This window comes from Kitasatospora sp. NPDC030952 (assembly GCF_055571335.1).
The window spans coordinates 16596-42439 of the sequence record NZ_JBVIFM010000005.1; the positions used below are offsets into that span (position 1 = coordinate 16596).

The 25844-nt window shown below is 71.1% G+C and carries 25 protein-coding genes and 1 pseudogene; 10 read left to right on the forward strand and 16 right to left on the reverse strand.

All coding sequences use genetic code 11. The features are described 5' to 3' along the window. Window positions 1–318 precede the first annotated feature (318 nt). Window positions 319–1731, forward strand: coding sequence for a type I glutamate--ammonia ligase (gene glnA / locus ACZ47G_RS11805; RefSeq protein WP_350515858.1), 1413 nt, complete (start codon window positions 319–321; stop codon window positions 1729–1731). Between the two features lie 565 nt (window positions 1732–2296). Here glnA and ACZ47G_RS11810 read toward each other — a convergent pair. From ACZ47G_RS11810 to ACZ47G_RS11835, 6 genes are all read right to left on the reverse strand, one after another. Beyond that, on the reverse strand, window positions 2297–2740 hold the full coding sequence (locus tag ACZ47G_RS11810) for a hypothetical protein (RefSeq protein WP_465741505.1): 444 nt from the start codon (window positions 2738–2740) through the stop codon (window positions 2297–2299). Window positions 2741–2931: 191 nt separating this feature from the next. Further along, entirely contained in the window at window positions 2932–3225 is a 294-nt protein-coding gene (locus ACZ47G_RS11815; protein ID WP_465742072.1) for a hypothetical protein, read from the reverse strand. A 32-nt stretch (window positions 3226–3257) separates the two neighbouring features. Beyond that, window positions 3258–3740, reverse strand: coding sequence for a Tn3 family transposase (locus tag ACZ47G_RS11820; protein WP_465741507.1), 483 nt, complete (start codon window positions 3738–3740; stop codon window positions 3258–3260). Then, on the reverse strand, window positions 3643–4611 hold the full coding sequence (locus tag ACZ47G_RS11825) for a GlxA family transcriptional regulator (protein ID WP_465741509.1): 969 nt from the start codon (window positions 4609–4611) through the stop codon (window positions 3643–3645). The genes ACZ47G_RS11820 and ACZ47G_RS11825 overlap by 98 nt, the downstream gene beginning before the upstream one ends. A gap of 269 nt (window positions 4612–4880) precedes the next feature. Further along, entirely contained in the window at window positions 4881–6119 is a 1239-nt protein-coding gene (locus tag ACZ47G_RS11830; RefSeq protein WP_465741511.1) for a sensor histidine kinase, read from the reverse strand. Beyond that, window positions 6116–6760 (reverse strand): response regulator, encoded by a 645-nt coding sequence (locus tag ACZ47G_RS11835; RefSeq protein WP_465742074.1) that lies wholly within the window; start codon window positions 6758–6760, stop codon window positions 6116–6118. Before ACZ47G_RS11835 ends, ACZ47G_RS11830 begins: the two co-directional genes overlap by 4 nt. A gap of 404 nt (window positions 6761–7164) precedes the next feature. Between ACZ47G_RS11835 and ACZ47G_RS11840 the strand changes: the two genes are divergently transcribed. The 3 genes from ACZ47G_RS11840 (at window position 7165) to ACZ47G_RS11850 (ending at window position 8439) form a co-directional block, all read left to right on the forward strand. Beyond that, window positions 7165–7473 carry a response regulator transcription factor gene (locus ACZ47G_RS11840; protein WP_465741513.1) on the forward strand — a complete coding sequence of 103 codons (309 nt, stop codon included), beginning with the start codon at window positions 7165–7167 and terminating at the stop codon, window positions 7471–7473. Window positions 7474–7641: 168 nt separating this feature from the next. Further along, window positions 7642–8106: a hypothetical protein gene (locus tag ACZ47G_RS11845; RefSeq protein ID WP_465741515.1), complete on the forward strand. Its 465-nt coding sequence runs from the start codon at window positions 7642–7644 to the stop codon at window positions 8104–8106. Window positions 8107–8160: 54 nt separating this feature from the next. Further along, complete coding sequence (locus ACZ47G_RS11850; RefSeq protein WP_465741517.1) at window positions 8161–8439, forward strand: hypothetical protein; 279 nt, start codon at window positions 8161–8163, stop codon at window positions 8437–8439. Here the strand turns inward: ACZ47G_RS11850 and ACZ47G_RS11855 are convergent. Next, on the reverse strand, window positions 8342–9172 hold the full coding sequence (locus ACZ47G_RS11855; protein WP_465742076.1) for a DUF255 domain-containing protein: 831 nt from the start codon (window positions 9170–9172) through the stop codon (window positions 8342–8344). The genes ACZ47G_RS11850 and ACZ47G_RS11855 overlap by 98 nt on opposite strands. Before the next feature lie 5 nt (window positions 9173–9177). On the opposite strand from ACZ47G_RS11855, the pseudogene ACZ47G_RS11860 reads away from it, so the two are divergent. Next, window positions 9178–9360: pseudogene (locus ACZ47G_RS11860) on the forward strand (hypothetical protein); the annotation flags it as partial. 1302 nt (window positions 9361–10662) lie between these two features. Here ACZ47G_RS11860 and ACZ47G_RS11865 read toward each other — a convergent pair. Together ACZ47G_RS11865 and ACZ47G_RS11870 are read right to left on the reverse strand one after the other, a co-directional pair. Continuing rightward, window positions 10663–11751, reverse strand: coding sequence for a PP2C family protein-serine/threonine phosphatase (locus ACZ47G_RS11865; protein WP_465741519.1), 1089 nt, complete (start codon window positions 11749–11751; stop codon window positions 10663–10665). A gap of 208 nt (window positions 11752–11959) precedes the next feature. Beyond that, complete coding sequence (locus ACZ47G_RS11870) at window positions 11960–13177, reverse strand: cytochrome P450 (RefSeq protein ID WP_465741521.1); 1218 nt, start codon at window positions 13175–13177, stop codon at window positions 11960–11962. A 96-nt stretch (window positions 13178–13273) separates the two neighbouring features. Between ACZ47G_RS11870 and ACZ47G_RS11875 the strand changes: the two genes are divergently transcribed. Further along, entirely contained in the window at window positions 13274–13630 is a 357-nt protein-coding gene (locus tag ACZ47G_RS11875) for an arsenate reductase family protein (protein WP_465741523.1), read from the forward strand. 123 nt (window positions 13631–13753) lie between these two features. Here ACZ47G_RS11875 and ACZ47G_RS11880 read toward each other — a convergent pair whose 3' ends face one another. Continuing rightward, complete coding sequence (locus ACZ47G_RS11880) at window positions 13754–14224, reverse strand: pyridoxamine 5'-phosphate oxidase family protein (RefSeq protein WP_465741525.1); 471 nt, start codon at window positions 14222–14224, stop codon at window positions 13754–13756. Window positions 14225–14342: 118 nt separating this feature from the next. Here ACZ47G_RS11880 and ACZ47G_RS11885 point away from each other — a divergent pair, with 118 nt between their 5' ends. Together ACZ47G_RS11885 and ACZ47G_RS11890 are read left to right on the forward strand one after the other, a co-directional pair. Further along, window positions 14343–14891 carry a DUF1697 domain-containing protein gene (locus ACZ47G_RS11885; RefSeq protein WP_465741527.1) on the forward strand — a complete coding sequence of 183 codons (549 nt, stop codon included), beginning with the start codon at window positions 14343–14345 and terminating at the stop codon, window positions 14889–14891. Between the two features lie 138 nt (window positions 14892–15029). Beyond that, window positions 15030–15575, forward strand: coding sequence for an FHA domain-containing protein (locus ACZ47G_RS11890; RefSeq protein WP_380455833.1), 546 nt, complete (start codon window positions 15030–15032; stop codon window positions 15573–15575). A gap of 39 nt (window positions 15576–15614) precedes the next feature. Here the strand turns inward: ACZ47G_RS11890 and ACZ47G_RS11895 are convergent, their stop codons facing one another. Further along, complete coding sequence (locus ACZ47G_RS11895) at window positions 15615–16577, reverse strand: DUF1152 domain-containing protein (RefSeq protein WP_465741529.1); 963 nt, start codon at window positions 16575–16577, stop codon at window positions 15615–15617. Window positions 16578–16646: 69 nt separating this feature from the next. Between ACZ47G_RS11895 and ACZ47G_RS11900 the strand changes: the two genes are divergently transcribed. Continuing rightward, window positions 16647–17264, forward strand: a complete 618-nt coding sequence (locus ACZ47G_RS11900; RefSeq protein ID WP_465741531.1) for a DUF6891 domain-containing protein — start codon at window positions 16647–16649, stop codon at window positions 17262–17264. 107 nt (window positions 17265–17371) lie between these two features. Here the strand turns inward: ACZ47G_RS11900 and ACZ47G_RS11905 are convergent, their stop codons facing one another. Together ACZ47G_RS11905 and ACZ47G_RS11910 are read right to left on the reverse strand one after the other, a co-directional pair. Beyond that, on the reverse strand, window positions 17372–18157 hold the full coding sequence (locus ACZ47G_RS11905) for a hemerythrin domain-containing protein (RefSeq protein WP_380455838.1): 786 nt from the start codon (window positions 18155–18157) through the stop codon (window positions 17372–17374). A 331-nt stretch (window positions 18158–18488) separates the two neighbouring features. After that, window positions 18489–19541, reverse strand: coding sequence for an alpha/beta hydrolase (locus ACZ47G_RS11910; RefSeq protein WP_465741533.1), 1053 nt, complete (start codon window positions 19539–19541; stop codon window positions 18489–18491). Between the two features lie 460 nt (window positions 19542–20001). On the opposite strand from ACZ47G_RS11910, the gene ACZ47G_RS11915 reads away from it, so the two are divergent. Further along, window positions 20002–20754 (forward strand): SDR family oxidoreductase, encoded by a 753-nt coding sequence (locus tag ACZ47G_RS11915; RefSeq protein ID WP_465741535.1) that lies wholly within the window; start codon window positions 20002–20004, stop codon window positions 20752–20754. Between the two features lie 182 nt (window positions 20755–20936). Here the strand turns inward: ACZ47G_RS11915 and ACZ47G_RS11920 are convergent, their stop codons facing one another. The 3 genes from ACZ47G_RS11920 to ACZ47G_RS11930 all read right to left on the reverse strand — a co-directional run bounded on the left by ACZ47G_RS11920 (window position 20937) and on the right by ACZ47G_RS11930 (window position 25622). Then, on the reverse strand, window positions 20937–21158 hold the full coding sequence (locus ACZ47G_RS11920; RefSeq protein WP_380455845.1) for a hypothetical protein: 222 nt from the start codon (window positions 21156–21158) through the stop codon (window positions 20937–20939). 108 nt (window positions 21159–21266) lie between these two features. Further along, complete coding sequence (locus tag ACZ47G_RS11925) at window positions 21267–23000, reverse strand: carbohydrate-binding module family 20 domain-containing protein (protein ID WP_465741538.1); 1734 nt, start codon at window positions 22998–23000, stop codon at window positions 21267–21269. Between the two features lie 291 nt (window positions 23001–23291). Beyond that, the gene (locus ACZ47G_RS11930) at window positions 23292–25622 is read right to left on the reverse strand and encodes a M4 family metallopeptidase (RefSeq protein ID WP_465741542.1); all 2331 of its coding nucleotides are present in this window, start codon (window positions 25620–25622) and stop codon (window positions 23292–23294) included. Window positions 25623–25844 lie beyond the last annotated feature (222 nt).

Genomic DNA, 25844 nt, shown 5'->3' on the forward strand with positions numbered 1-25844 from the left:
GCGGACCGGCACCGGCTCCCCTCCCGGCGGGGCGTGGGCGGGGCGCGGTCAGGGTCCGGTCAGGGTCCGGGCGGGTGTCGGGCGGGTGTCGCTCCGGGGCTCCGCCACGACCGGGTGAATCCCGCTCGCCGTGCTTACCCAATGGTCCAGACCACTTCTCGGACGCCCCCCAGGTCGGCGGGGTGATTTGCCCTGTCCCGTAGGGCTTTGCCACCCGTCCGGCGGTCGCGGTTAACATCTAGGAAACGAGCGGGTCACCGACTGGAAACGACCCATTCCTAGGGTGAGCCGTCCCAATTCGCACGCCGAGGAGGATGGATGTTCAACAACGCCGCCGAAGTGAAGCAGTTCATCCAGGACAACGACGTCAAGTTCGTCGACGTTCGGTTCTGTGACCTGCCGGGCGTCATGCAGCACTTCTCCGTCCCTGCGGCGACCTTCGATCCGTCCGAGACCCTGATGTTCGACGGCTCGTCGATCCGCGGCTTCCAGGCCATCCACGAGTCCGACATGGCCCTCGTCGCGGACCTCGCCACCGCCCGCCTCGACCCCTTCCGGGCCGAGAAGCACCTCAACATCAACTTCTTCATCCAGGACCCGGTCACCGGCGAGGCCTACAGCCGCGACCCGCGCAACGTCGCCAAGAAGGCCGAGGCCTACCTCGCCTCCTCCGGCATCGCCGACACCGCCTTCTTCGGGCCCGAGGCCGAGTTCTACGTCTTCGACTCGGTGCGGTTCGAGACCAGCGCCAACGCGTCCTTCTACCACATCGACTCGGAGGCCGGCGCCTGGAACAGCGGCGCCGCCGAGGGCGACGTCCGCGGCTACAAGGTCAAGTACAAGGGCGGCTACTTCCCCACCCCGCCGGTCGACCACTTCGCCGACCTGCGCGCCGAGATGTCCCTGGAACTGGCCAAGTCCGGCCTGGAGGTCGAGCGCCAGCACCACGAGGTCGGCACCGCCGGCCAGGCTGAGATCAACTACAAGTTCAACACCCTGCTGCACGCCGCCGACGACCTGATGCTGTTCAAGTACATCATCAAGAACGTCGCCTGGCGGAACGGCAAGACGGCCACCTTCATGCCGAAGCCGATCTTCGGCGACAACGGCTCGGGCATGCACGTCCACCAGTCGCTGTGGACCGAGGGCTCCCCGCTCTTCTACGACGAGCAGGGCTACGCCGGCCTCTCCGACACCGCCCGCTACTACATCGGCGGCCTGCTCCGGCACGCCCCCTCGCTGCTGGCCTTCACCAACCCCTCGGTGAACTCCTACCACCGCCTGGTGCCCGGCTTCGAGGCACCGGTCAACCTCGTCTACTCGCAGCGCAACCGCTCGGCCGCGATCCGCATCCCGATCACCGGCTCCAACGCCAAGGCCAAGCGCATCGAGTTCCGCGCCCCGGACCCGTCCTCCAACCCGTACCTGGCCTTCTCCGCCATGCTGATGGCCGGCCTCGACGGCATCCGCAACAAGATCGAGCCGCTCGAGCCCGTCGACAAGGACCTCTACGAGCTCGCCCCCGAGGAGCACGCCAACGTCCCCCAGGTGCCCTCCTCCCTCCCCGCCGTCCTGGAGGCCCTCGAGGCCGACCACGAGTACCTCCTCGCCGGCAACGTCTTCACCCCGGACCTGATCGAGACCTGGATCGACTTCAAGCGCACCAACGAGATCGCCCCGATCGCCCTCCGGCCCCACCCGCACGAGTTCGAGCTGTACTACGACCTGTAGGAGCCCCTCCGACTGCGGAAACGCAGGCCGGTCTCTCATCGTTTCCGCAGGTCAGGCAGGGTCCTGACCTGCGGAAACGTCTGGAGAGGGGGCGACCCCAACACCCCTGGGACTCGCGATGTGAAATGAGAGTGCACTGGGTTCGATCTCGGCAGGAGTTTCTGTGTAGTGCCCCTCGTGCCCGGGCTCACAGACCCCAGCGATGCTCTTGGTGGTCATCATGTGGCACCAGTGGCACGCCGCATACTCCGCCGGGAGTGGAGGGGGGTGGCTGCGTCGCGGTCGTGCGTGAACACCCGGGCGACGGGTGCGGCCGACGCGGTCCGCGTGTGTGCGCGATGCGGTCACGCGCACGGGTCGCGGGTTGGACGCGTCGGGGGCTCGGGCGTGTCGGGCTGAGGCAGGCGGGGTCTCCTGGCGCAGCCCGTGGATTCGCACCCACGAGCCGCCAGGAGACCCCGCCGTCATGACCAGACCGCTGGAACGTCACCCGACTCGCAACCCCGTGCGCGAGCCCTCAGACCCGCGCTCGATTCGGCAACGGGCTCCCGGCCGTTGGTGATCTCTAGCGGGTGAAGAGGAAGGTATCGGCGCTGATCCCGCCGATGAGGGTCGCCGGCTTGACCTTGGCACCCGCACAGCTCGGCGTCAGCGGGAGCGTGTACGTTCCTTCTGGTGCGTTGATGGTGAGGGTCGGGGAGGAGTCGGTGATCTTCCAGGCGACCGGCGCTTCCTTGCCCGTGTCGTTGAGGTCGTAGCCGCCGGTCCCGTCGGCATTGAGCGTCAGGACGTGACGAATGAACTGTCCGTTGCCAAGGAAGCGCTGGCCGGCGTAGGTGCCGGCGACCTCAGCCCTGGTCTCACCGCACAGAGGCCCGTCCGCTTGGGCGACGCTGGCGTTCGTCACCGCGCCGAGGGCAGCCGCCACCAGCAGTCCGTAGCTGCCGCCACGGCCGAGATTCGTGCCTTCGTCTGGTGTGCTCCCATGATTGTGCCCCGGTGTGATCACCGGGACTCAGGCGGAGCGTAGCCATCCGGCAGCGGAGTGTAAGCCTCAGTCGGCGCGAGTCGTTTGAGGTCAGGCCCTGATACAAGCGAATGGCGCAACGGGCAAGAAAAGCTGGAGTCGGCATTCAGCCACCCACCCCTTGGACACCAGGACGAACCCCCGTGGTCCGTGACTGGCTGACGGCCTGTCAGTCAGAGTGCCCGTGAGGCCTGCGAAGTCCTTCCTTCATCGCCCTTCCGCACTCCCCTGGTCGGCGATATCCACCGAGGCGCCGGGGCGGGGCACCGTAAGCCCCAGGTCGAGGCGCTTGTCCATGTCCAGGCGGAAGGTGCCGTGCGGGTTGACGTTCGACCGGACAGGGCGGTCAGACCGCGCCGGTCCTCGTCGCTGAGCTTCCTCCCCCAGGTCGGTTCGGCCAGGACCTGCTGGACCAGCAGGGTGTTGACGTGCACGAGCGCGGACTGGAGCAGGTGCGGGGCGAGCATCGACGTCTCGACGTGCTCCTTGGCCGGGCCGGTCAGGGCGCCGTCCTTGCCGCAGTGGAGCACGGTGTAGGTGGGTGCTTGGGTCCGCCGCGGGTGGAGCGTCGCAGGGCCTGTTCGGCCTCGGCGGTGCCGAGGCGGAGCGTGGTGGCGTACTTGGCCATCTGGTCGCACTGCTGCTCGATCAGGTCCCAGCGGATCGGCCGGGTCGGCGAGGCGCCGAGGGCGGGCCAGCCGGGCGGGGTGTCGTGCGGGCGGTACAGGCGGATGCTGCCGATGTTCTTCAGCCTCGGCAGGAGGCGGAAGTTGAGCAGTTCCATGAAGGCGGAGCCGACGACGCTCGCGCCGTGGGCGTCGACGTAGTTGGACTCGATCTCGGCGTCGGTGCAGTGCCGCGCCGCCCCGGCAGCCGCGGGGCCGTCAGAAGCGCTCGCGGTACTGGGAGGGAGAGACGGCGAGGGTGCGCTGGAAGGCTCGGCGCATCGCCTCGGTCGTGGGGTAGCCGCTGGCGCCGGCAACGGCTTCGATGCTGTCGCGGGTCTCTTCGAGGAGGCGGCGGGCGGTCTCCAACCGGGTCTGATGGACGTACCGGCCTGGGGATGTGCCGATTTCGGTGGTGAAGGCGCGGGTGAACTGGCGCGGGGAGAGGTTGGCGCGCCGGGCGAGCTCCTCCACGCTGAGGTCCGCCGCCGGATGCGTGGCGATCCAGTCCTGGGCGTCGCGCAGGCAGTCGCGCTCGGCCAGTTGCGCCTGCAAGTGCGTACTGAACTGGCGTTGGGTTCCCGGGCGACGCAGGAAGACGACGAGGTGGCGGGCGAGGGTGAGGGCGGCGTCCCGCCCGAGGTCCTCCTCTACGAGGGAGAGCATGAGGTCCAGGGCGCTGGTGCCACCTGCGGAGGTGGCGATCCGGCCGTCCCGGACGAAGATCGAATCGGGTTCCACCCGGACCTCGGGGTAGGCCTGGGCCAGCTGGGCGGCCTGACTCCAATGGGTGGTGACCCGCCTTCCGTTCAGCAGGCCCGCCTCGGCCAGCATGAACGCGCCGGTGCAGATGGCGACGACCCGCTGTGAACGCGCGGCGTTCAGCTTGAGCCAGCGGGCGACTTCCCCGTCCACTGTGACGGTGCCGTCGCCGCTGTGGGGACCGGGCACCACAAGGGTGTGCGGCGCGCTCGCGGCGTACAGGTCCATGTCCGGCAGCAGCGTCAGACCGCTGGGGCTGTACACCGGCATACCGCCGGCGCCGGCGGTGCGGACTCGATAGGCGGGCTTCCCCGGCGTCGTCCGGGCGGCATGGGCGTTGGCGGCATTGAGCACTTCGACGGGGGCCACCACGTCGAGTGCGTCCATGCCCTCGAAGAGCACGACGAGTACGGTGCGTGTCCTCATACGACAAGCCTGCTCGGTCCGACAGGTGTCCGCAATGTACCGATTCACCCCTTTACGCCACCGCGCGGCAGCGGGGCCGGGGAGGCCGGGGAATCGGTCTCAAGGGCCCACGTCTGGCGTGCCGTGCACCTCCTGAGGGCCGCAGCTCCGGCCAGGGTCCGTTCCTCACCCGCCCTCCAGGCTGCTCGCCGCCCCACGCGGCGGCAAGGACGCACTTCCCACCTTTCCGGTCGGCTCGGCCGGCCAGTCGGCCGGCTCAGCGGGACGGCTCAGCGGGACGGCTCAGCACCGGTGAGCGACGGGTCACGACGTCCGCAGCCGTCGGGTTCGCCGACGGGGAACGGCAGCGTGAGGGCGACCTGGAAGCCGCCGTCCGGTGTCGGGCCGACGGCGATGCTGCCGTGCAGCATCGCGGCTCGTTCGCGCAGCCCGACCAGTCCTTGTCCACTGCCGGGCAGGTCACATGGCGGCCTGGCCGCCGGGCCGTTCCGGATTCGCAGGCGCAGATGCTCCCCGTCAGCGTCGAGCCGGACCGTGGTGATGGCGCCGGGCGCGTGCTTGCGGATGTTGGTCAGACTCTCCTGCACCGTGCGGTAGATGGTGCGCCCGACCGGTTCGGGCAGCAGGCGGCCGGTGAGGGCGGGTGCGACGCTCAGCGTGGTGTCGACACCGGCCTCGGCCACCAAGGCCGGCAGGTCGGTCAGGCGGGGCTGGGGCAGCAGACCGGTCTGGTCCGGGTCCGCGGTGCGAAGCACCAGCAGGATCGCCCGCAGTTCCTCCAGGGTGGCCACGGCCAGCCCCCGGAGCGTCGCGGCGGCCTGGCGCACCCGCTCGTCGTCGGTGGTCACTTCGAGTGCGCCGGCCTGCACCGCGATCAGCCCGGCCTTGTGGGAGACGACATCGTGCATCTCCCGGCTGATCCGGGCCCGTTCGAGGGTGACGACCCGCTGCGCGTGCAACTGCCGCTCCTGCACCCGCAGTCCGTCCAGCTCGGTGATCCGAACGGCCAGCTCACGATGCGCCAGGTAGAGCAGGCCCAGCAGGACGGGTGCCATGGCGAACAGCGTCCCGTAGGTCGCGTGACGTGCCAGCTCGGCTGCCGACCAGTGCTCGGGCACGACTTGGGTCCAGGAACGAGTGGGATCCCAGCGCAGGGTGGTGCCCAGCCCGACCAGGGCAGCCGCCCCCACCACGGCCCAGCTCGGCGCGCGGCGCTGGACCAGCGCGGTCAGGGTGAAGAGGCTGGCCGGCAGGGCGTGGGTGGTCACCAGCGCCGGGACGGTCAGAAGGAACGCCGCGACGGGTCGGCGGTGACGGATCACGAGCGCCCCGACGGCCAGAACGATCAGGGTCCGGTGCGGCCAGCCGTGGCGGGAGGTCTGCGGCAGGGAGTCGAGGACCGCCGCGAGTGCCAGGACGAGATCGCCCGTCCAGCGCGGAAAGGTGCTCGGCGGGGCGACGAAGAGCAGCTCGTAAAGCCTGCTCCCGGCTCTGTCGAATGCCGTCACGCCGTCCCCCGGCCGGGCCGATGTGCCGTCAGGCCGCCCCGGGTGGCGATGACCGCCGCCTGGACCCGGCTGGTGACCCCGAGCTTGATCAGCACTGAGCCGAGGTGGTCCTTGACCGTGGCCGCACTCAGGTGGAGGCGCTCTCCGATCCCGGGGTTCGACAGACCCTCGGCCACCAGGGCCAGGACCTGCCGTTCACGCTCCGACAGCCCCGCCAGGTCGGCGGCCGCCGCGGCGGTGCCGAGCAGGCCGTGCAGCAGCCGTCGTACCACCGGCGGCGAGAGGCAGCCGCCACCGGCGCCCAACGCCCTTACGGCGCTGACCAGTTCGCGCGGGCCGGTGTCCTTGAGCAGGAAGCCCATCGCCCCGGCGCGAAGTGCCTCATCGAGGTACTCGTCCGCGTCGAACGTGGTGAGCATCGCCACCTGCGGCGGCTCGGCCAGGCAGCGCAGACGGCGCAGCACCGTCAGCCCGTCGACGTCCGGCATCCGCACGTCGAGCAGGACGACCTCCGCCCGGCGTGCCCGGGCCAGGGCCACCGCCTCGGCGCCACCGCAGGCGGCGACCACGTCGAGATCTGGGGCGGCGCCGAGGATAGCCGCCACCCCGCTGCGCAACAGGTTCTCGTCGTCGACGACCATCACCCGCAGCGGGGTGCACGCCGAGAACGGCACGCGAACACCTCTTCCTTGCCCTGACGGACACCTGCCGAACAGAACGACGCAGCAGGTGGCACGCACCGTCCGCACGAACGGGGCCTGCGCCTACCAGGCTTCAGCAGCGGACGGGCAGCGGCAAGGACGCGTTTCCCGCCTTTCGAGCCAGGGCCCGCACGGCCGGTCAGGTCGGCCTGGTCGGCCTGGTCGGAGGGGGCCCGCCCCCAGCCCGCCCCAGCCCGCCCCCGCCACCCGGTGGGTCGGGACCGACGAGTCGGGGGTTGTCCGGGACCCTCACGGCTACGACGATCGAGTGTCCCGGCGATCACCGTTCAAGGGACGGCCGGCGGAGACCGACGGTCGAGCGACGTACTGGAAGTTTCGACACCATGGACATCACATCGGGCAGCACGGCGCAGACGGCGGGGCAGCGTTCGGCAGGGGGTTCCTGCTGCGGCCTCCTCCGCCTCGGGAGCCCGGCCCCGGCACAACTGTGGAAGCTCACCGAACGCGAACGGGAGGTGATCCTTCTCCTCGGCGGGGCCGCGAGCAACCTGCGCATCGCGCACCGCCTGGGCATCGGGGAGCGCACTGCCAAGAAGCATGTCTCCAACATCCTGGAGAAGTTGGGAGTGGGATCCCGGCTGGAAGCCGCCCTGCTGGCGATAGAACACCACGACCTGCTCTGCGGGAGTTAGTGTCCTTCCGGGATCCCCCCTTGAGTACACCCCACCAAGGTCCACTGTTCGCGCGCTCCGCGCCGCATGAGGATCTTGTCCCGCCGGCCGGAAACACCGGTGGATGCGGAAGCCGCCCGCTCACCTGAGACGCGGCCTGCCGTTCCGTGGCGTTCAAGGAGATTCCCTATGCGTAAGAGTGTGCGTTTCATCTCGGCGGCTGCCCTGGCGGCAGTCACGATCGGAGTCGTCGGCCCGACGGCGGCGTCGGCGGCATCGGCCGAGACCGAGCGCCCGGCGACGGCCGCTTCGGCGACCGCCGCCGCTGCGTCCTCCTCCGAGACCGTGGAGCTCACGGCGGACGAGATCGCCGAGTTCCAGCGGATCGCCCAGATGTCGGCCCACGAAGGCGGCACCGGCGAGGACACCCCGCAGATGCTGAGCGCGGCCTCCAGCGCCGGCAAGGCGCTGATCGCCGCGCTCAAGAAGTCCCCGGCGCTCCTCAAGGGCGCCATCGATGCGGCCAAGGCCGGCCGCGCCGCTTTCAACAGCTGGATGGGTAAGCAGAACTGGGCGGTCAAGGCCGCGTGGTGGGCGCTCAGCGGGGGTGTCCAGAGCTGGGTCTTCGACGAGATCGTCAAGCTGATTCACTAAGCCTGTTTCGCCTGTCGCCGACTCCGGCCGCAGGCCGTACGGAAGGTTCCTCCCATGTCCGACCCCGGCTCCTCCCGCAGCACGTCCACCGAGGACGGTGTCGCCGTGTTCGGCACGCTCCTGGTGCTGCCGGCCGGAATCCTGCGGATGGCCTCCGGCGGCGGCCACACCGAATACCTGGTGTGGGCGTGGATCCTCCAGGGCGTGGCGCTGGCCTTCATCCTGCTGGGGATCCTCATCGGGGCCGGACGGCAGAAGCGCCCCTCCCCGGGGGTCTGGGGCGTGCTCGTCGTCTGGGCACTTGCCGCCGCTCATGGTCTGACCTACGTCTGACCTTCCCGGTGAGGCTGCGACCGCACGACTGACGAGGTGTCCGCCCGTGCGCTCGGAGCAGCCACGTGATCGTCCGACCCGACCGGCGGAGGGCCGGACGATCACGCCGGTCCCGGACCGACGGCGACGCTGCCGGAAGTGGCCCGGCGAGGGCGCTCCAGGACGGACCCAGAACGTGACGGCGGCGACTACCGCCAACAAGGCGACGGTCGCCGCCGTCGCCGCGAAGAACGACAACGAGGCCCGAACCCAGATGAATACGGCCCGCAGCCCGGAGAACAAGGCCAAGGGCTTCTTGTGCGACGCGGCGACTCTCGCAGGCGGTACTGCACCCGTTGGCTGCTGAACTCTCCCTGCCGACCCTGCTCGCATCCGCAGGGTGTACGTCGGCTGGAAGCGCCGACCGATCAGCGCCTTGATCCACGCGAACGGCCGGAACTGGCTCGCGATGTGAAATGGGAGTGCCGTGCGGTCGGCCGACCTGCTCGCCGACCGCGCATCTGCATCCGTGGCCGTCAGGCTCCGGGAGGGTGGTGCGGCACGCAGAGCGGTACAACTCGTGTGCCGTCACGTGGCACCAGTGGCAGGCGGCGCACCACACGCAGGGCAGCACCGGCACCCCGTGCCGCTCGGTCTCCGCGAACGTCTTCGCCCGCCACTCCCGCCAGTCCACGGGGCCGTCGACGTGCTGCAACAGGTACGGGGAGGCGGCATCGGCCAGGCGATCCACCATGCAGACGGGACGCCGATGCCCACCAACTGGCGCCAGGCGAAAGTTCTCAGGAAATCTCCGAGATCAGCCTCAGCGCGGCCGGCTCCACCCACACCTTCCGGCTTCTGGAGGGGATAGCGGCGGACGGAAAGGGCTGGATCGAACGGCACAGCCCCAACAACCTGTCCTCTTTCCAGATCGCCGGCTGATCCTGAACTCGAGCATAGGAATGCCTGTGATCTCCACGGACGATGTCACCGAGGGCACAATCCTGTTGGCCGAATACGACCGTCTCAAGGAGGAACAGAAGACTCTGCACGACCGCGTTCTGGTGCTCTCCCGCCGTTCGGCCCCTGCTCGTGCTCACTTCTCTCGTGCAGACGCTCGCCTTGGCCGTACTGGGCTGGCAGTTCCTGCGCCGTGCGGAGCGGTAGCACCAGCCCCGCCGGAACCGTGCGCGGCGGATTCCGCGATCCCCAGCAGCGCCCCCAGCCGATCGCCCCTGATCCGTTCTGCCACATCCGCGTCTCGGATACTGGTGAGATCGATGATCGATAACGCCCGCAGTGCGGAGCCCTGAGCAGATGCCTCCGGCTGGAAGAATATCTCGGCCTGGTCCGTCAGACACTCCGGCGAGCTGATCCTGCCCCGCTGGAATGCCACCTCAAAGGCCGCCTTGACCATGCGGTCCCTGACATGCCGCGGCGGAACCCCCGTCGCAGTGTCGGCCCACACCTCCAGTGCAGTTGTCACCCTTACCGACCGGATCTCTTCCCGCTCGACTTGGAAATCGCGAGAGACTCTCGTGGACAATGCGCGGAGGCAGGGAACGATACAGTCGAGGATTACCATCCGCCACGTGTCGACACCATCCAGGTCGGATAACCTGCCCATGGTGATCATAGACTCCCACAGGCGCGAACTCGGAGCGGACCTGACTCCAGTCGCGATCGCTTCGGCTCGGAATTTCGGATACGTCGGATGTCGCTTGATGTCGCGTCCTCCGACGTTTCCAATGTGCACACACACCAGCTCCTCGCCAAATGGTTTCTGGACATTCCACTCGATCCGATCGAAGACGTCCATCATTATCCGCAATCCCTGGAGTTATTTCCTGCCACGGGCTACCGATTATGGCAAACCAGGAGACGACGGTCGTGCTCACCGGAAAGCTCTACCCGATCGTGTGGTAAATGTTTGCTTCCGATTTTTCGAAACCCGCCGCCGGGCACAACATCGGTATGCAATGAGGTGGATCGCCCCAAGTAGGCTGCGGAGTGCCAGTAGTTCCCCACCCGGGGCGGTTGGATGGTGGCACGGGGAGAGCGCGGCGGGTGGCGGCGACGGTGTATGTGTCGGTGGACGGGGAGGGTTCCGGAGGGCGGATCAGCGGGGGCGGCGGGGTCTGCGGCCGATCAGTGCGGAGTACGGCCCGGAGGCGCTGGCGGTGTCGGGGTTGGGCCGATGGGAGCGGGCGGTGCGGTTCGCGAGCCTGTGGGAGTGGGGCGGGCTTATTCCGGGGTGAGGGCGAGGACGGCGAGGTCGTCGGCGAGCAGGCCGGCGTACTGGTGGACGTCCTGGGCGAGGAAGGAGACGACCTGGTCGGGCGCCGTGCTGCCCAGGGCGGCGAGGCGCGGGGCGAGCGGGTAGAAGGAGCCGGTGGCGTCGCGGGCCTCGCTGACGCCGTCGGTGTAGAGCAGGATGGTGTGGCCCGGGGGCAGGGCGACGGTGGCCGGCTTGGCGGGCTCGTCCTCGGGCCCGAGGTGGCCGAGGCCGAGCGGGAGTTCGTCGGCGCAGGCCAGCGGGGCGATGGCGCCCCGGCCGAGCAGCAGTGGGGTGGTGTGGCCGCGGTTGACGATCTCCACGCAGTCGGTGCCCGGGCGGTACTGGAGCAGGACGGCGGTGACGAACAGCTCGTCGTCGCCGCGGTCGGCGGCGTCGCGGAGCACCGCGCGGTCCAGCTGGTCGGCGAGTTCGACCAGGCCCGGGGTGTCGTGGGCGGCCGACCGGAAGGCGCCGAGCACGTCGGCGACGGTGCGGACGGCGCCCAGGCCCTTGCCGCGGACGTCGCCGAGCAGCACCCGGACGCCGAAGCGGGTGTCGCACACCTCGTAGAGGTCCCCGCCGACCAGGACGTCGGCCTGGGCCGGACGGTAGAGCCCGGCCACCCGCAGGCCGCCGGTCCGCGCGGGCACCGGCCGCAGCACGGTGCGCTGCAGGGTCTCGGCGACCGTACGGGCCTGCAGCAGGTTGCGGTTCTGCCGGGTGCGCTGCCAGGACAGGGCGGTGCCCATCGCCCCGGAGAGCGCGGTGGCGATGTAGACCCAGACGTGGTGCTGCTCGTTGATGTGGCCGGCCCGCAGGGCCAGCAGCAGTTGGAGGCCCAGCGCGCCGACGGTGGTGCCGGCGGTCAGCGCCGGTCCGTAGCTGAACGCGGCCACCACGGGCAGGGCGGTGAGCAGGAAGCCGGCGGCGACCGCGTCCGGGACGACGGCCTCCGCGATCAGGTCCAGGACCAGCAGGATCACCGGAAGCCAGGGCACCCAGCGCGGCGCCCGCTGCTGCGCGACCGCGAGCTGCGGCGGGCGGGGTGCTGACACGGCGGGGACCTCCTGGCTGGCCGGCCCTGGGGATTCGCGAGGAATGACCGGATTCGTCCCTCCATGCTCCCCCACGGACGGCCCAGCCACGAACGGCCGAACGTCCCGGTTTCCCGCCGGCGGAGCGGAGCGGACCGGCCCGGACCGGAGCGCAGCGGACTAGACCGGAGCGGAGCGGACCAGACCGGACGGGCTCACCGGCGCACGGTCACCGGACCGTCACCGGCAACGTCTCGTAACCGCGCAGCACCAGCCGGTCACGCCGGGTCGGGACGCCGCCGCGGGCGAGCCGGGGGAAGCGGTCCAGCAGGGCGGGCACCGCGACCTCGCCCTCCAGCCGCGCCAGCTGGGAGCCCAGGCAGAAGTGGGTGCCGCCGCCGAAGCTGAGCGGCTGGCTGTCGGTGCGGCTCGGGTCGAACTCGCCGGGGCGGTCGTACCGGGCCGGATCGTGGTTGGCCGCGCCGATCAGCAGGGTCAGCCCGCTGTCGGCCGGGACGGGCAGGCCCTCGACCGACAGGCCCTCCTCCAGCGCCACCCGCGCCGTCGCCTGGACCGGGGAGTCGAAGCGCAGCACCTCGTCGGTGAACCCGGCCGGGGTGACGGCGCCGCTGCGCAGCCCGGCGGCCACCCCGGGGTGGCGGAACAGCAGGGCGAGGCCGTTGCCGAGCAGGTTGGTGGTGGTCTCGAAGCCGGCCACCAGCAGCAGCACCAGGTTGGCCAGCAGCTCGGCGCCGGAGAGCCGCTCGCCGTCCGCGGCGGCGATCCGGGCGAGGTCGCTGACCAGGTCGTCCTGCGGGCGGGCCCGCCGCTCGGCGATCAGCGCGGTGAAGTACCCGGACAGCTCGTCGGCGGCCCGGTCGGCGCCGGCCAGCTCGTCGAGGTCCTGGACGATCTCCAGGGCGACGGTCAGGTCGGAGGCGAGGTCGCGGAAGCGGTAGCGGTCCCGTTCGGGGACGCCGAGCAGCTCGCAGATCACCCCGACCGGCAGCCGGAAGGCGAAGGCGTCCATGAAGTCCACCGGGGAGCCGTCAGCGCCCCGCTCGGCCATCTCGTCCAGCAGCCGACCGACCGCCGCCTCCACCGCCGGGCGCAGCGCGGCGACCCGGCGGGCCGTGAACACCGAGGCGATCAGCGAGCGGACCCGGGGCTGGTCGGGAGCGTTGCGCTGGAGGATCGAGCGGCCGAACAGGGCGAGCGAGGAGTGTTCGGCGAACTCCGGGGCGAGGCCGGCCATCATGTCGGCGGTCGCCACGCCGAACGCGGGCGTGCGCAGCACCTTGTTGACCGCCGCGTAGCCGCTCACCACGAACATCCCGTCCCCCGCCGGGGCCACCGGGCCGAGCTCGTGCGCCCGGGCGTAGAGCGGGTACGGGTCGGTCCTGCCCTCGGTCGTCATCAGCTGCTCGATGATCGCCGCGCCGTCCATGCGGTGCTCCCCTCCGACGTCCTGGTTCCTGGTTCGTGAACCGCGGGCGGACTCGGCGGAGTTCCCGGCGGCCCGGGCCCCGATAGGCTGGCGGGCATGGAGATCTGGATCAACCCGCGCTGCGGCAAGTGCCGGACGGCCCTCACCGAGCTGAGCGCCGCCGGGCTCGAGTACACCGTGCGCCGCTACCTGGAGGACCCGCCGACCGCCGCCGAGCTGGAGCAGGTGCTGGAGCGCCTGGGCCTGGAACCGTGGGACATCACCCGCACCGACGAGCCGGTCGCGAAGGACCTGGGGATGAAGGAGTGGCCCCGGGAGGCGGGCGAGCGGGCGCGCTGGATCGCGGCGATGGCCGAGCACCCGGTGCTGATCCAGCGCCCGATCATCACCGCGGACGACGGGCACGCCATCGTGGCCCGGACTCCCGAGGCGCTCAAGTCCGTCCTGCCGTAGGACGTGTCTCGGCCGTGGGGCATGCCCGGGCCGTAGGACGTGACCGGGCCGTGGGACACGCCTGGGCGGTTGGACGTGTCCGGGCCGTAGGACGTGACCGGGCCGTTGGACGTGACCGGCCGGTCAGTGGAGCTGGGTCCGCTCCACCGGCCGGCCCGGGTGCCAGTTGAGCACCCACAGGGCGTCGCCCTCCAGGGAGGTGTGCACCACCTGCTGGAGATCCAGCCGGAACAGGTGGAACGGGGTGGGCGGCGGCTCGGGCAGGTCGGCCGCGAAGGCGGCGAGCTCGGTCTCGTCGGTGACCTCCACCGCGCGGCCGGAGAGCTTGGAGTCCCCGCCCGCCATGGTCTCGTCGCCCGGGTGGGCGTGCAGCGCGAAGCGGGCGTCCCGCTGGAGGTCGCGCGCCTTGACCGCGCCGTACATCGACCCGAGCCAGGCATCGGCGCCGACGAAGTCGACCTCCGTGCCGCTGACCCGGGGTGAACCGTCCTTGCGCAGCGTCGCCAGGACGTGGTGCTTGTCGGCCTCGAACCGGGCGCGTACCAGGGCCGCGAGTTCGGGTGCCTCCTGCTCGAAATCCTGCCAGGTGACCATGGCGCCAGTCTGGCACCCGGCACCGACGGCCGCCGGGTACGGACGGTGCCGGGCGGGCGCGATGGACGGGCGCGATGGGTGAGCGGGCGTTGTCGGTGGCCGGTGCCACACTGTCCGGGTGACCACCACGACCACGTACATCGCGTTCCTGCGGGCCATCAACGTCGGGGGCCGAACGGTGAAGATGGAGCGGCTGCGGGCACTCTTCACCGAGTTGGGGCTGCGGGACGTCCGCTCGTACATCCAGAGCGGGAACGTCTTCTTCGGCACCGACGAGCCGGACCGCGCCGCACTGACCGCGCGGATCGAGGAGCACCTGGAGCAGGCGCTCGGCTACCCGGTGCCGGTGCTGCTGCGGACGGTCGACGAGGTGGCCGCGCTGCTGGCCGCCGAGCCGTTCCGGGGCGTCGAGGTGACGCCGGACGTCCGGCTGGTGGTCGCCTTCCTCTCCGAGCCGCTGCCGGCCGAACTCGCGCTCCCGCACCGCTCGGCGAAGGGCGATGTCGAGGTGCTCGGCGCCGATCCGGGGGCCGCGTACATCGTGGTCCACCTGCAGGACGGCAAGTGGGTCACCAGGGAGATGTTCGGCAAGCAGTACCGGGGGGCGGTGACCTCCCGGTTCCTGCACACCACGGAGAAGATCCTGGCGGCCGCCCGGAAGGGCTGAACGCCCTGCCCACGGGCTGGAACCGCTCGGGTGGAGCGGGCGTCTGTCGCTCAGTGAGGCACGAAGTGATGGTCGAACCACCCGCCGGGACACCGCGCGATCTGGACAGTCGGAGCCGCTCGATCCGACAATCGGGCCATGACGCAGCCTGAGCTCCCCACCGGCGCCGTCCGGCCCTCCGACGCCGAACGGGACCAGGCGCTCGGGGTGCTCCGGGACGGCGCGGGCAGCGGCCGGCTGTCGCACGACACCTTCCTCGGCCGGATGGACATCGTCCTGCAGGCCACCAGCCGCGGCGAGTTGGACGCGGCGGTGGCCGGGCTGCCCACCGGCGGGCCGGTCGAGCGCTTGGTCCTGCGGACGGTCGGCCGGGTTTCCGCCTTCGGTGGCCGGCTGAACCGGGCCTGGCGCACCGAGCGGCTTCCCGGGCTGAGCCTGCCGCAGGCCGGGGCCGGACTGTTGACGATCGGACGGATCCCCGGCTCGGGGCTGCGGCTGCACGACGCCTCGGTCTCCCGGCACCACGCCGAGCTGCGGCACGAGGGCGGCGGCTGGGTGCTGTACGACCTCGGGTCGACCAACGGCACCCATGTGAACGGGCGGCGGATCGCGGGCGGGATCCGGGTGCGGCCGGGCGACCAGGTGCGGTTCGGCAACCTGGAGTTCCGGCTCGCCCCGCACTGACCTGCCCCGGGGCTTGCTCGGGCGGTCACGCTCCCCCGGTCAGTGCGGGAACTGTCGGGGCGGGCGCTGTCGCGGCAGTTCGTCCCGGAACTCCTCGATCAGGGTGCTGATCTGGCGGGTCAGCACGGTGTGCTCCAGCCGGTCCAGGTAGCGGTTCTCGGCGGCCAGCGCCTCGACCGTGACCCCGAAGTAGAGCGTCATCAGCGGATTGACGAAGAGCTTGTCGCCCTTGGTCCGCTCGGTGAACCGCACGTCCCCGAACTCGCCGCGCAGTGCCGCCGCCACCGAGCCGTTGACGATGCTGGGGTGCTCGGGGAAGGCGGCCCGGGCGTGCTCGACCGCGTCCAGGTAGAGCGCGCCCTCCCGGCTGCCGCGCGGGATGGAGAAGGCACCGAGGTAGCCGCCGGCCCGGTCGAGCGCGGCGAGGTTCTCCAGTACCAGGGCGTGGTTGACGCCGTGGTGGGCGTCGATGCCGAAGCCCAGGCAGGCGACCAGCCGTTCGGGCACCTCCGTCAGGCCTGCCACCGCGGCCAGGCTCGCCATGTCCTCCTCGGGGGTGCCGAGTCCGGCCTCGTCGCCGCGCATCAGGATGTCGGTGCCGCCGTCCACCAGCAGGACCGCGTCCACGCCCAGGTGGGCGACGAGTCTGCGGTAGGCGTCGCGCAGCAGCCGGACGCCGACCGTCGGGAAGGCCCAGACGGTGTCGGGCATGCCGTGCAGGCGCAGCCAGCGGGCCAGGGTGCGTTCCGGGAAGTAGCCCTCGGGAGCGGGGGTGTCGGGCCCGATCCGGGCCAGGTCGGGCTCGTGCCAGACCTCTCCGGGCAGGCCGTAGAGGTGGGTGAAGGAGAGGTTGGCCAGGTGCACCTCCTTGCCCGCGGCGCGCAGGGCGAGGGCGATCGGCAGCCCGGCGTACACGTCGAAGCCGCCGCCGGCTCCGGCGATCAGGATGCGCTCGGCGGCCAGCAGCCGGGTGATCAGCGGGGGTTGCAGCAGAGAGGTCATCGGCGGACGGTAGCGCACCGGCGCGGACCGCGGACCGGAATTGTCAGTGGTGGGTGCGAGGATCCCGGCATGACCCAGGAGACGGCGCTCATCCCCGACGTGCTGCTCGAAGCCCGCGAGCGGGCTCGCGAGTTGATCCGGTGCGGCTTCCAGGAGCCGGACGAGATAGCCGAGTCCCTGGTCGAGGTCCTCGACGACCAGGGGCTGACCCAGGAGGAGGCGGAGCGGATCGTCGCTCCGCTGTGGAGCGAGCGGCTGGCCGAGCAGGCCGGCTGGCCGGAGTTCACGGACGTGGACCGGCTGGGGCAGGCCTTCGACCTGCTGGAGGATCAGGGCATCGTCGCGGCGATGGACTTCACCTGCTGCGCCGGTTGCGGCTACGCGGAGATCGGCGGCGAGGCCGACGAGGACTCGGTGGGCTTCGTCTTCTTCCACCAGCAGGACACCGAGGCGGCCGCGGCCGGGCACGGACTGATGCTGCGCTACGGCGCGTTCCGCACCGGGGAGGAAGCGGACGAGGAACTGGACGAGGAGTCGGCGGCAGCGGCGGGGCGGCGGACGGTGGAGGTCGGCCGGGCCGTGGCGGCGGCGCTGGAGGCGGTCGGCCTTCCGGTGGAGTGGGACGGATCGCCGCAGAAGGCGATCCGGGTCGCTCCGCTGGAGTGGCTCAACCGGCTGCCGGAGTAGGGCCGGTGCGGGCTTCGACGGCGACCGAGACCGAGGCCGCGGCCGGGCATATGTCACCGACACATGCCACGCGCGTAGATCGACGGCCCGAAAAAGGGACCGGTCGCTCAGTCGACCAGGCTCCCCAGACCGCCACCGTCCACCGGCCCCCACAGCGGCGCGGTGCAGCGCTGGTAGGTCGCCTGCCAGTGCGGCCAGTTGCGGGCCACATCGTCGTCGCACTCGGCCAGCAGCCGCTCGACCAGCACCGGGTCGACCCCGTCCAGCAGCCAGGCCAGCGCGTCCGGCGCACCCGGGCCCTCCGCCGAGCGCAGCAGGTCGAGGAGTTCGCCGAGACCGCCGAGCCGGGAGTTGCCGGTGACCACCCGCTCCATCCGGGGCAGCAACTGGCGCTCCTCGATGCGCAGGTGGGTCTCCAGCCGGGCCGCCAGGTCCTCCATCGCGTACGCGACCGGCCAGGCGCTGCCGGTGTCCCGGCTGGCGATCCGGACCAGCGTGGTGACCCGGGTGAACGAGTGGTCCAGGTTGTGGTGATCGGCCTCCAGCCAGTTGAGCAGCAGGCGCAGCTCGGGCGCGAAGCGCCGCACGATCGGCCAGATCCGGGTGTCCTGCTGCTCGTGGTGGCAGGTCAGCATCGCGGTCATGAAGGTCCAGTGCCGCAGCATCGCCTCGCCCTTGTCCTCCTCGTCGGGCTGGAGCAGCCGGAGCGCGTTGGGCAGCCGGGCGAGGTCCCGGCGCAGGGCGGCGTGGACGAGCCGCAGCCCCGCGAAGCGGACGGTGAACGCCTCATCGTCCGAGGCCGGGCCGTACGCGTCCGCGCCCCGGTGGTCGACTCCGGGCTCCGCCTGGGCGGGGACGGAGGCGGCGGGCTGGGGCAGCAGGTGGATCGGCATGACACTCTCTTCACGACGTGGTGAGGCGGACGGGGGCGGCCGGTGAGGACCGCCCCATCCAAGGTGCTCGCAGTCGATCAGAAGCGAATCAATGTCCGATTGACGCGCAGGTCACGGGCCTGCACGCGGGTTGGGCGCCCTCCCCCGGGACGCACCTGGAAGGCGCCCGGAACGGATCCGGAACGAACCCCGGATGGACCCGGAACGGACTGGGAACGGCCTGGGAACAGCCTGGGAAACGGACCCGGAACGGACGGAGGGCCCGCCACCCCGATGGGTGGAGGGCCCTCTCCGCGCGGGTCGGCACCCGCCCGCGGCACGCCGTGCCGGCTCAGTCCGAGGCCGGCCCCGCCAGGTTGGCGGTGAGCCACTGCAGGGTGTCCGGGATCATCTTCTTGAAGTCCGAGGTCAGGTGCTTCCCACCCGGCTGCTCGTAGTACTGGATGGTCACCGGGGCGACGGCCTTGGCCACCCAGCTCTTGACCACGTCCTTCTCGTACCCGTTGGCGCCGCCCGCGGTGACGTACATCTTGACGTCGGCCTTGCCCTGGGTGATCAGCAGGTTGGGGTTGTTGGCCGCCTTCTCGGCGTCGTGGCCCTTCCACAGCCCGGAATCCGGGATGAAGTAGCCGTCGATCGGCACCGCGGCCTTGTAGACGTCCGGGTACTGGAGGGCCATCTTGGCGCTGCAGAAGCCGCCGGTGGAGGCGCCCATCACGCCCCAGCTGTCGCGGCCCTTCAGGGTGCGGAAGTTGGCGCGGACCCAGGCCGGGATGTCCTCGGCCATCCAGGTGCCCATCTTCGGCTGGCCCGGGATGTCGGAGCAGTCCAGCGCGTTCTTCTCGTCGCTGTTGAAGTTCTGCACCGGCATGATCATGATGAACGGGTGGGCCTTGCCCTGCTTGGCCAACTGCTCGTCCACCTCCTGGATCGGCAGCTGGTTGTCGGTCCAGGTGTTGTAGCCGTTGCTCTGGCCACCCGCGTAGAGGGTCAGCACCGGGAAGCCGGACTTGGCGAACTTGGGGTCGTTGTACTCGGGCGGCAGCCAGACCCAGACCTGGCCGGTGACACCGGACTTCGCGCCGGCCACCTTGGTCATCATGATCGGGCCGGCGCCGGTGTCCCGGACCTTGGTGAGGTTCGCGGCCGGGCCGGTCGGCATCAGCACCTTCCCGTTGGCCGGGGTGGGCTGCTCGGCGGAGGGCGTCCCGGTGGTGCCGGCGAGCGGGCTGCCCGTGGCGGGGGTCGCCGCCGGGGTGCCGTCGGCCGAGGAGCCCTTCCCCTTCCCGCCGTCGGACCCTCCGCAGGCCGCGAGCGAGGCGGCCAGGGTGAGCACGGCGGCGCCGGTCAGGACGGCACGGGAACGGGACGACTGCCTAAGCACGGTGAGGACTCTCCGACCGATGTCGCGCCCGGTCCGTCTGACCGGGCGGCGGCCCCCCGGTGGGGCCGGACAGGCCCGGGGCGCGACGCTGTGCGGTCCCCGGAGCGACGGCGCGCGGACCCTCGCGGAAGCGCACCTTCCTGCGATCTTATGACGTGGCCCCGGCCCGGCCGGTTGCGAGGTGGCCACCGGAAATCCAATGTTTGTTCGCGATCAGGTAAAGGCCTTCACCGGTCCCGTCGGACGGCGGGGGCCGGACGGCGGGGGCCACAGCGGCCGGCCTCCCGGGCCGTCCGGATTTTGGGCGCTTTGCCCAGTGACGGCGGTCCGCACATCCGGAACGATCGCCTCAGCACGCCCGCCGGCGGCGTCCGGGCGGCGTGCGACCGTGCCTGCCCCGAGCCACTGAGCCACTGAGCCACTGAGCCACTGAGCCACCTAGCCACCGAGGAGAGCCACCATGCTCGAACAGATCGCCGTCGTCACCGGAGCCGGGAGCGGCGTCGGCCGGGCCGTCGCGGTGGAACTGGCCGCGGCCGGCTGGCGGCTGGTGCTGGCCGGACGCCGCGCCGAGCAGTTGCGCGGGACGGCCGACGCCTTCCCCGCCGGTGTGCTGCCCGCCGACGTGGTGCCGACCGACGTCACCGACCCGGCCGCCGTGGACGCGCTGTTCGCGACCGCCGCCGAGCGCCACGGCCGGGTGGACCTGCTGTTCAACAACGCCGGGACCTTCGGCCCGGCCGTCCCGGTGGAGGAGCTGGCGGTCGAGGACTGGCGGGCGGTGGTCGACCTCAACCTGACCGGCGCCTTCCTCTGCGCCCGGGCCGCCTTCCGGCAGATGAAGGCCCAGCACCCGCAGGGCGGCCGGATCATCAACAACGGCTCGATCTCCGCACACGTCCCGCGCCCGCACTCGATCGCCTACACCGCGACCAAGCACGCCGTCACCGGCCTGACCAAGTCGCTGTCGCTGGACGGCCGCCCGTACCGGATCGCCTGCGGGCAGATCGACATCGGCAACGCGGCGACCGACATGACGGCCGCGATGGGCGCGGGGGTGCGGCAGGCGGACGGCCGGATCGCGCCCGAGCCGACCATGGACGTGGCGGACGTGGCGCGCACCGTCCGGCACATGGCGGCGCTGCCGCTGGAGGCCAATGTGCAGTTCGCCACCGTGATGGCGACGGCCATGCCGTACATCGGCCGCGGCTGACACCGGACGCGGCCGACACCGGACGCGGCCGACACCGGACGCGGCTGACACCGGACGCGGCTGAGACACCCCGCCGGGCGGACGGCGCGGACGGACGGCCGGGCACGCCGCTCGCAGCACACAGCACACAGCACACAGCACACAGCACGGGTGGACGGGGCCGGGCACTCGGCGCGAGCCGGCTACTCGTCGTGCGAGTACCGGTACCGCAGCCCGCCGTCCGCCCCGTCCAGCCGGTAGACGCTGGTCGTCGGCCAGTACTCGCCGTCCTCGGCGACGGGCAGTCGGGTGCGGAGCACCATCCGCAGGGCGGGCGGCGGGGCGGTGGCGTGCACCCGCTTGCGGTGGCCGTCCCAGCGGCCGCCGCACAGTTCGAGGTCCAGGACGAGGGGGGTGGTTCTCATCCCGCGATGCTGTCAGCGCCGCACCCCTGTCGGGGGTTTGGAACGGCGCGGCCACTCGTACGGGGGACCCCCGTCAGCCCAGGGCTGACGGGGGTCCGAGGGCCCGCCCTACGGCCGCCAGGTGTCGTTCAGGGTGACGTTCCCGGTGGTCGGCACCGTCGCCGTCCGGTTGGCGCCGGACTCCCAGGTCACCGCCCCGCTCGCGTCCTTGCGCACGTACTTGTACTGGAACGGGGTGCCGGCCGGCAGCGAGAGCGCGAGCGACCAGACCGGGTAGCCGGCCGAGGAGAGCGGCAGCGCCTTGGCCGGGTCCCAGCCGCCGAGCGCCGGGGCGTCGCCGACCACGTAGAGGCCCTGCCCGTACGAGGTGGTGGCGTTGACGTTGAAGGACGCGCCGGAGGCGCTCGTGCCGGGCTGGACGTAGAGCGCGACCGCGTCGCCCGCGCCGACCGTCGCGGTGAACTGCCCGTTGGCGCCGACCTGGTACGTCGGGCCGGTGCAGCCGCCGCCGGGCTGCGGGTCGCCGTGCTGGACGTCGCAGTAGGTGCCGGCCGGCAGCCCGGTCTGGAAGGTCTGGGTGATCGCGCCGGTCTCGTGGTTGATCGCGACGTAGCCCCGGTTGCCGCGGCCGAAGGCGATCGCGTTGTTGCCGTTGGACCACCAGTCGGTCACCCCGGTGCCCGCGACCGCGTTGCGGAAGCCGACCATGTTGGCGATCTGCCGCCAGGCGTGGGTGCAGTTCCAGCCGTCCTGGTAGCAGGCGTTGACGGTGCCGCCGTTGGGCGGGCCGTCGTCGGTGCTGGTGAAGGAGTAGCCGGAGTAGATGTTGGGCGAGCCGTAGGTCGAGGCCAGCAGGAAGACGTTGGCCAGGGTGTAGGTGTTGCCGTAGGTGTAGTTGAGGGTGGAGCCGTTGCGCTCGGTGTCCCAGTTGTCGACGAAGCTGCGCGCCTGGTTGCTCGGCAGGTAGCCCCAGGAGGCGCCCCAGCTGCTGAGGTTGGCGAGCTTGTCGCCGGTGAAGATGCGCTTGAGGTCGGTGCCGACCCGGAACTCGTCGACGTCGCCGTTGCCGGTGTACTCGGTGGGCTGGATGGGTTCGCCTGCGCCGTAGATGACCTCCTGCACCCAGTAGGCGTGGGGCTTGGCCATCTTGGCCTTGATGGCGGCGAGTTCGGTGGCGGCGATGTGCTTGGCGGCGTCGATCCGGTAGCCGTCGACGCCGAGCGAGCCGAGGTCGTCCAGGTAGTGGGCGATGGTGGTCTGGACGGAGCTGCTGCCGGTGTCCAGGTCGGCGAGGTTGACCAGCTCGCAGTCCTGCACGTTGGTGCGGTCCTGGTAGTTGGAGATCGGCTGGCGGCAGGTGTGGAAGTCCTGGTCCTGGTACGTGCCGGGGTAGTTGTACTTGGTGTAGACGGTGCCGCCGGTGCCGGTGCCGGAGCCGGCCGACATGTGGTTGACCACCGCGTCCGCGATCACCTTGACCCCGGCCGCGTGGCAGGTGTCGACCATGTTCTTGAAGGACGTGCGGTCGCCGAGCCGCCCGGCGATCTGGTAGCTGACCGGCTGGTACGAGGTCCACCACTGCGGGCCCTGGATGTGCTCCTGGGGCGGCGAGACCTCGACGAAGCCGTAGCCCTTCGGGCCGAGGGTGGTGGTGCAGGCCTGGGCGACGGAGTCGAAGCGCCACTCGAAGAGGGTGGCGGTGACGTCCTTGCCGTTGTTCGCGGGTGGGGAGGCCTGGGCCGCGGGGGCGCCGAGGGCGGTGCCGAGCGACAGCGCGAGGGCGGCCGAGGCGGCGAGCGCGCCGGCCGTACGGGCGGGCCGGCGGGTGGGGGTGGTGACCACGTCGTCTCCTGGGGGTGGCTGGGGTGGGGCAGCCGGGGGTGAAGCCTGCAGGAAGTTTCTGTAACTTGCCGGAAACTTGCAGCGCTGAACCTAGGACGACGGGGAATGACCGTCAAGGTCCCAGGAGATACGTTTTTGCATCGACCACCAGTCGCCGGGCGTCCGGCGGGTATTCGCCGGCCAGTCGCCGGGCGCCAGCAGCCGGAACGGCACACGACAAGGGCCCGGCAGCCGTAGCCGCCGGGCCCTCACCTGTCCTGGTTCACCGGTCCCTCAGGAGCCGGCGCGACCTCAGCCGGTCTGGATCGAGGTGTCGTCGATCACGAAGCTCGTCTGCAGCGAGGAGTCCTCGGTGCCGGTGAACTTCACGGTGACCGTCTGGCCCGCGTAGGCCGAGAGGTCGAAGGTCCGCTGCTGGTAGCCGGCCGCCGCGTCCGCGTTGGAGTAGGTCTTCAGCGCGGTGCCGTTCACCGTCACCGCCAGCTTGTCGTACGCCGTCGAGCCCGACTCGGCGGTGTCGATGTGCAGCCAGAAGCTCAGCGTCGCCTTGCAGCCCGCCGGGATGGTCACCGTCTGCGACAGCGTGTCGGTGTGGGTGCTGCCGTACCCGTTCAGGTACGCCTTCCAGCTGCCACCGTGGGCCGGCTCGGACGAGCTGTTGTCCACCACGCCGCTCGAAGCCGTCCACGGCGAGGCCGTACCGGTCTCGAAGCCCGCGTTGCCGAGCAGCTGGGCCGGGGTGCAGCTGCCGCCGCCACCGCCGGTGACCGTCCAGGTGAAGCTGGTCGTACCGGACTTGCCGGCCGAGTCCTTCACCGTGACCGTCACGTTGGAGCTGCCCGCGGCGGTCGGCGAGCCGGTGATCACGCCGGTGCTCGCGTTGATGGCCAGGCCGGCCGGCAGCCCGCTGGCCGAGTAGGACAGCGGCGCCGTCCCGCCCGAGGCCTTGATCTGCAGGTTGACCGAACCGCCCACCGCGGTGGACTGGTTGCCCGGGCTGGTGACGCTGACCCCGCCCGGGTTGGGCAGCGAGCCGACGTTGACGGCGGCCCAGGCGGTGGCGACCGCGTTGTACTCGGCGCTGTTGGCGCCGTACAGGTCGGTGGCCGCGTTCAGGGTCGCGGTGCGGGCGGCGGCGTAGTCGGTGGTGGAGGTCATGTACGCGGTCAGCGCCTTGTACCAGACCTGCGCCGCCTTGTCCCGGCCGATGCCGGAGACGGTGATGTTGTTGACCGTCGGGCTGTTGTAGCTGACGCCGTTGATCACCTTGGCGCCGCTGCCCTCGGCCAGCAGGTAGAAGAAGTGGTTGGCGACACCGGACGAGTAGTGCACGTCCAGGTTGCCGACGCCCGAGTACCAGGAGTCGGCCGAGGTGCCGTCCTTGGAGGGCTTGTCCATGTAGCGCAGCGGCGTGCCGTTGCCGTTGATGTCGATCAGCTCGCCGATCAGGTAGTCCGGCACGTCCTTGGCCAGGTTGGCGTAGAACTCGACCATCGTGCCCATGATGTCGGAGGTGGCCTCGTTGAGGCCGCCGGACTCGCCCGAGTAGTTCAGGTTGGCGGTGGCCGAGGTGACGCCGTGGCTCATCTCGTGGCCGGAGACGTCGAGTTCGGTGAGCGGGTGGGTGTCGCCCGAACCGTCGCCGTAGGTCATGCAGAAGCAGCCGTCGTCCCAGAAGGCGTTGACGTAGCCGGTGTCGTAGTGGACCCGGCTCATCGCGCCGACGCCGTCGTTCTTGATGCCGTTGCGGCCGAAGGTGTTCTTGTAGAAGTCCCAGGTGACCGCGGCGCCGTACTGGGCGTCGACGGCGGCCGACTCGCGGTTGCTGGCCAGGCCGTTGCCCCAGGTGTCGCTCGACTTGCTGAACAGCGTGCCGTTGCCGGAGGTGCCGTTCTTCATGTCGGTGGTGTACTGGCCGCCGCGGGTGGCGTCCTTCAGCGAGTAGGTCGAGCCGCTCTGGGTGGTGGTCAGCGGCACCTGGCCGACGAAGACGCCGTTGCCGCTGCCGCGCTTGATGCCGTCGGCCTTGCTGAGCACGGCGCCGGTCTTGGCGTCGGTGACGACGTGCAGCTTGCTCGGGGTGCCGTCCGACTCGCGGCCGTTGACCACGGTCTCCCAGGCGAGCTTCGGGGTGCCGTCGGCGGCCCACACGACCAGCCGGGGCGCGCCGTCGACGGTGCCCTGCTCGGCGGCGAGCGCGGCCTCCTGGGCCTTCGGCGCGGCCAGCGCGGGGGTGGTGTCCACGCCGGCGAGGTTGGCCTCGCTGGCCTTGGTCACGCTCTTGGTGGCGCCTGCGGCGTCCTGGTGGACGATCAGGTCGCCGCCGAGGACGGGGAGTCCGGCGTAGGTGCGCTCGTAGCGCAGGTGGCGGGCACCGTTGGCGTCCTGGACGACGTCCTTGGTGACCAGCTGCTCCTTGCCGCTCAGGCCGAGCGCCTGGGCCAGCGAGGCGGTCTGCTGGTTCGCCGAGGCGATCAGCGCGGCCCGGCTCGCCTGCTGGGTGGCGACGGCGGTCGGCGCGTCCGGGGCGGCCTGTGCGATCACCGGTATGCCGGTGACCAGCAGCGCCGTGGTGGCGGCCAGGACGACTGCCGCCTTCCGGACGTGAGCGTGACGAGACATGCGGACTCCTTTTCCGACCGGCGCGGGTGCGCGCACGGTGGAGAGAACCTGGGCCGCGGGGTTGCGGCGCAGTGGGGGCCCCCGTCGGGTGCGACGGAGGTGCGGGGTGCGGTGCGAGGTGCGGTGCAAAGTGCGGTGCAAAGTGCGGTGCGACGTGCGGCGCAAGGTGCGGTGCTCACGAGTCGTGCGGGTTTCTCTGCAGGTTGGGACGCGCTGCACCTG

Excerpts from the sequence above, each read along its gene's own strand:
- ACZ47G_RS11825 (WP_465741509.1), bottom strand. The coding sequence starts at position 4,611 with ATGAGGACACGCACCGTACTCGTCGTGCTCTTCGAGGGCATGGACGCA.
- ACZ47G_RS11875 (WP_465741523.1), top strand. The coding sequence starts at position 13,274 with ATGGAGATCTGGATCAACCCGCGCTGCGGCAAGTGCCGGACGGCCCTC.
- ACZ47G_RS11870 (WP_465741521.1), bottom strand. The coding sequence starts at position 13,177 with ATGGACGGCGCGGCGATCATCGAGCAGCTGATGACGACCGAGGGCAGG.
- ACZ47G_RS11845 (WP_465741515.1), top strand. The coding sequence starts at position 7,642 with ATGCGTAAGAGTGTGCGTTTCATCTCGGCGGCTGCCCTGGCGGCAGTC.
- ACZ47G_RS11930 (WP_465741542.1), bottom strand. The coding sequence starts at position 25,622 with ATGTCTCGTCACGCTCACGTCCGGAAGGCGGCAGTCGTCCTGGCCGCC.
- ACZ47G_RS11895 (WP_465741529.1), bottom strand. The coding sequence starts at position 16,577 with ATGACCTCTCTGCTGCAACCCCCGCTGATCACCCGGCTGCTGGCCGCC.
- ACZ47G_RS11915 (WP_465741535.1), top strand. The coding sequence starts at position 20,002 with ATGCTCGAACAGATCGCCGTCGTCACCGGAGCCGGGAGCGGCGTCGGC.
- ACZ47G_RS11920 (WP_380455845.1), bottom strand. The coding sequence starts at position 21,158 with ATGAGAACCACCCCCCTCGTCCTGGACCTCGAACTGTGCGGCGGCCGC.
- ACZ47G_RS11855 (WP_465742076.1), bottom strand. The coding sequence starts at position 9,172 with ATGGTGGATCGCCTGGCCGATGCCGCCTCCCCGTACCTGTTGCAGCAC.
- ACZ47G_RS11835 (WP_465742074.1), bottom strand. The coding sequence starts at position 6,760 with ATGGTCGTCGACGACGAGAACCTGTTGCGCAGCGGGGTGGCGGCTATC.
- ACZ47G_RS11850 (WP_465741517.1), top strand. The coding sequence starts at position 8,161 with ATGTCCGACCCCGGCTCCTCCCGCAGCACGTCCACCGAGGACGGTGTC.
- ACZ47G_RS11815 (WP_465742072.1), bottom strand. The coding sequence starts at position 3,225 with ATGCTCGCCCCGCACCTGCTCCAGTCCGCGCTCGTGCACGTCAACACC.
- ACZ47G_RS11840 (WP_465741513.1), top strand. The coding sequence starts at position 7,165 with ATGGACATCACATCGGGCAGCACGGCGCAGACGGCGGGGCAGCGTTCG.
- glnA (WP_350515858.1), top strand. The coding sequence starts at position 319 with ATGTTCAACAACGCCGCCGAAGTGAAGCAGTTCATCCAGGACAACGAC.
- ACZ47G_RS11880 (WP_465741525.1), bottom strand. The coding sequence starts at position 14,224 with ATGGTCACCTGGCAGGATTTCGAGCAGGAGGCACCCGAACTCGCGGCC.
- ACZ47G_RS11890 (WP_380455833.1), top strand. The coding sequence starts at position 15,030 with ATGACGCAGCCTGAGCTCCCCACCGGCGCCGTCCGGCCCTCCGACGCC.
- ACZ47G_RS11905 (WP_380455838.1), bottom strand. The coding sequence starts at position 18,157 with ATGCCGATCCACCTGCTGCCCCAGCCCGCCGCCTCCGTCCCCGCCCAG.
- ACZ47G_RS11900 (WP_465741531.1), top strand. The coding sequence starts at position 16,647 with ATGACCCAGGAGACGGCGCTCATCCCCGACGTGCTGCTCGAAGCCCGC.